The organism is Kitasatospora sp. NPDC101176 (assembly GCF_044768035.1).
GTDB lineage: Bacteria > Actinomycetota > Actinomycetes > Streptomycetales > Streptomycetaceae > Kitasatospora.
In genome coordinates, this window is record NZ_JBIWPA010000063.1 from 1 (window position 1) to 4,070 (window position 4,070).

1 protein-coding gene and 2 pseudogenes are annotated in these 4,070 nt (G+C 71.2%); all 3 read left to right on the forward strand.

The window, feature by feature from the left end:
• A pseudogene (locus tag ACIRS1_RS38345) lies at positions 1 to 192 on the forward strand (ATP-binding protein); the annotation flags it as partial.
• 411 nt (positions 193 to 603) lie between these two features.
• Positions 604 to 3,969 (forward strand): nitrate- and nitrite sensing domain-containing protein, encoded by a 3,366-nt coding sequence (locus ACIRS1_RS38350; protein WP_402847303.1) that lies wholly within the window; start codon positions 604 to 606, stop codon positions 3,967 to 3,969.
• 10 nt (positions 3,970 to 3,979) lie between these two features.
• Positions 3,980 to 4,070 (forward strand): annotated as a pseudogene (locus ACIRS1_RS38355) (roadblock/LC7 domain-containing protein); the annotation flags it as partial.

A 4,070-nucleotide genomic window follows, 5' to 3' on the forward strand; every position in this document is an offset into this window, starting at 1 on the left:
AGCGGACTCCCCTTCGTCGTCGCCCTCAACGGCTTCGACGGACACCAGCCCCACACCCCCGACGAGGTCCGCGAGGCCCTCCAGCTCAGCGCCGACACCCCGGTCGTCACCCTCGACGCCCGCCGGCGCGACAGCGCCAAGAGCGCCCTCATCACCCTCGTCGAACACGCCCTCCTCGCCCGCCTCCGCTGAGGCCGACGAGGGGTGCGGAGCAGGCCGCACGCCCCGGGGGTCCGTCACCGCGACGGACCCCCGGGGTGGCCGCGCTTACCGGGCGGTGTCGTCCGGGGGCACCGCGCAAGACCCGTGTATAAGCAGCGGATAACAGTTCGGTAGGCATTTTGTGATCAACAGTGACTCTCCGTGGTGAATTAGCGTCACTCAGCGCCAGATGACCACGGTTTTGCTCCGTCATGTCGGTGAATGTCCAGATTGTGCCGACGCGGGTGCCATCCGACGGCTGTTTGTCCCCCATCCCTGCACGTGCTGAAATTCCAGCTACCCCTGATTGCTCTCGTGCCGGCCCACCCGGTGACGGGCCAGGGCCCGGGGGTAGCGCTGGATTGATCCATGGCCGGCAGTCGGCCGAGAGGTAGTTGTCGAGTGAGGCGTAAGCAGCAACCCGCCCCGCAGCGGCGCTCCGAGCCCCGCCAGAGCGAGCCGAACGGTACCGCAAAGGACCCGGCCGGATTCTCCGCGTTCACGCCCACCGAGGAGCGCTCACCCGCCTCCCCGGTGCTGCAGCCCGCGGCCGCGTCCAAGGAACCGCCGGGCGGCGGCCAGGACGGCGACGGCGGCTCCGGTCGCTACGACTTCCTCCGCCCGCGGAACTGGCGCGTGCCGACCCGCCTGATCGCGATCCTGCTGATCCCCGTGATCATCAGTCTCGTCTTCGGCGGCCTCCGCGTGAACACCTCGGTCGACGGCTACATCAAGGCCTCCCGCGCCGAGAAGACCGCCGAGCTCGCCAAGGCGGCCACCGAACTCGCCGAGGCGCTCGAGAACGAGCGCGACAAGACGCTGATACCCCTGCTCACCAAGCAGGACCCGGCCGGCCTGGTCGCCAAGGCCCGGTCCGACACGGACACGGCGCTGAAGGCGTACAACGCGGCCTACGCGGCCTCCGACAAGTCCGGTGAGCTGCCGCGCCGCCACGAGGCCTTCGAGAACCTCGTGGTCAACCTGCCGCACCTGCGCGCCAATGCGTACGGCCCCGAGCTGTTCGCCAGCGCCACCGCCAGCGCCTACTCGGTGATGTTCGCCCCGCTGCTGTCCTACGACAACTCGGTCGGCATGGGCTCCACCAACGCCACCAGCAAGGGCCGCGCGATCTACGCGATGTCGCTGGCCAAGGCCTCCGCGTCGACGCAGCGCGCACTGATGCTGCACCTGCTCGTCGGCATCTCCGCCGGGACCACCACCCGGTACGAGAACTCCGACATGATCCAGCAGATCCTCGTCGCCGAGAAGCTGGAGCAGGTGTCGCTCACCGAGTTCAACACCGGTAGCGCCCCCGAGGACGCCAAGAAGTACTCCGACGCGCAGGTCGCCCAGGCCGCCGCGCAGGAGCGCTCGGCGTACAAGATGCCCAACGGCTCCGCGCCCACCATGCAGAGCCTGCTCGCCCTGGGCGCCGCCTACAGCCAGGCCGCCGCCGAGGGCCAGAGCAAGGGCAAGGCCGCCGCCGACGCCGCCTACGCCGAGGCCAAGGGCGCCGGTCTGACCCCGGACAACTGGAACCAGGCCGCCAACACCCACATCCAGGCCCTGCGGAGCACCGAAGTCGTCCTGCTGGACGACGTCCTCACCGACTCCCGCAACCTGAAGGACAACGCGCTCTACGACGCCGTCCTCAACACGATCATCGTCGTCGCGGCGCTGATCCTGGCCGGTCTGCTCACCGGCTACGTCGCCCGCTCGATGATCCTCGGCATGCGCACCCTGCGCAGCGCGGCCCTGGAGATCGCCGACCACCGCCTGCCGGACCTGGTCGAGAAGCTCTCCAAGACCGACCCCGACCGGGTCGACACCTCCGTCGCCGCGATCCCGCTGCACGGCAAGGACGAGATCGGCGAGGTCGCCCGGGCCTTCGACCAGGTCCACCAGCAGGCCGTGGCGCTCGCCGCCGAGCAGGCCCTGCTGCGAGGGAACGTCAACGCGATCTTCACCAACCTGTCGCGCCGCAGCCAGGGCCTGATCCAGCGCCAGCTGGCGCTGATCACCGACCTGGAGAACAACGAGGCCGACCCGGACCAGCTGGAGAACCTCTTCAAGCTGGACCACCTCGCCACCCGTATGCGCCGCAACGGTGAGAACCTGCTCGTCCTCGCGGGCGAGGAGGCCGGCCGCCGCTGGAACACCCCGGTCCCGCTGGTCGACGTGCTCCGCGCCGCCGCCTCCGAGGTGGAGCAGTACGAGCGCGTCGAGCTGTCCGGCATCCCGGAGGTCGAGGTCGTCGGCGCCGCCGTGACCGACCTCGTCCACCTGCTCGCCGAGCTGCTCGAGAACGCCACCTCGTTCTCCAGCCCGCAGACCCGGGTCCTGGTCAACGCGACCCGCCTGCCGGACGGCCGCGTGCTGGTCGAGATCCACGACAAGGGCATCGGCCTCACCGCCGACGACTTCGCCGAGATCAACGAGAAGCTGGCCGAGCCGCCGACCGTCGACGCCACCATCTCCCGCCGCATGGGCCTCTTCGTGGTCGGCCGGCTCTCCCAGCGGCACGACGTCCGCGTCCAGCTCCGCCCCTCCGGCGAGTCCGCCGGGACCACCTCGCTGGTCATGCTCCCGCCGTTCGTCACCCAGTCGAACGCCGCCCCGGAGCCCGAGGAGCAGTTCACCGTCTCCCGGATCTTCGCCGAGCAGGAGCCGACCTCCGAGTGGGCGCCCGACGGCCGCCCGCGCAGCGCCGCCGAGCTGGGCTTCGACGACCACCTGACCGGCACCGGCCAGGCCGGCTCCTCCGGCTTCAGCCCGGCGCTGGAGGCCGTCCAGCGCTCGCAGCGCCTGGACCAGGTGCGCCGCGCCGCGGCCCTGGAGGGCGGCCCGAACACCTCCGAGATGCCGGTGCTCGACGCCGAGGTCGAGGAGGAGTACCAGCAGGGCGGCTACGACCAGTACGCCCCGCAGGGCTACGAGCAGTCCGGCTACGCCGACGACCAGTACGGCTACCAGCAGGGCTACGACCAGCAGGACGAGTACGGCCAGGACCAGTACGGCCAGTACCCGCAGCAGGGCTACGAGCAGTCCGGCTACGCCGACGACCAGTACGGCCGCCAGGACTACCAGGGCCAGGACTACCAGGGCTACCAGGACGGCTACGGCGGCGACCAGTACGGCCAGCAGGCCGCGGAGGCCCCCGCCGGCCACCCGTACGCCCCGGAGCCCCCGGCCCTGCCCGCCGCCGAACCCGCCGCCACCCTGCCGTCCGGGCTGCCGCAGCGCCGCCCCGGCCAGCAGCTGGCCGGCGGCAGCTTCACCGCCCCGGCCACCCCGGCGGACGGCGGAGCCGGTGGCGAGACCCCGAACTGGTTCGCCGGTGCCAAGGACACCTCGTCGGTCGACGAACCGCGCGGCCACGACGTGTCGGGGCTCGGCGGGTACGGCCCGACCGGCCCGACGACCTCCCCCTGGCAGTCGCCCAACGACGGCGCCTGGCAGCGGGCCGAGCAGACCCGCGAGCCCGCCTCCGGCGGGACCACCGGGGCAGGCCTGCCCCGGCGCGTGCCCAAGCAGAACCTGGTGGCGGGCAACGCCAAGCCCACTCCGCAGGAAGGGCCGCAGGTCTCCCGCAGCCCCGAGGAGGTCCGCGGGCGGCTCACCAACCTGCGCCGCGGCGTGGAGCAGGGCCGCAGCGCGGGAAACACCGGAAGCTTCCGGATCGACCCCGATCAGGTAGACCCGTCCGGCAACGGACAGCAGAACCGAAGCACCGATCTCTTCGGCGGCTCGAACCACCAGGAGCGTTGAGTTGACTCAGATGAGCCAGGCCGCACAGAACCTGAACTGGCTGATCACCAATTTCGTGGACAACACCCCCGGGGTGTCCCACACCGTGGTGGTCTCCGCCG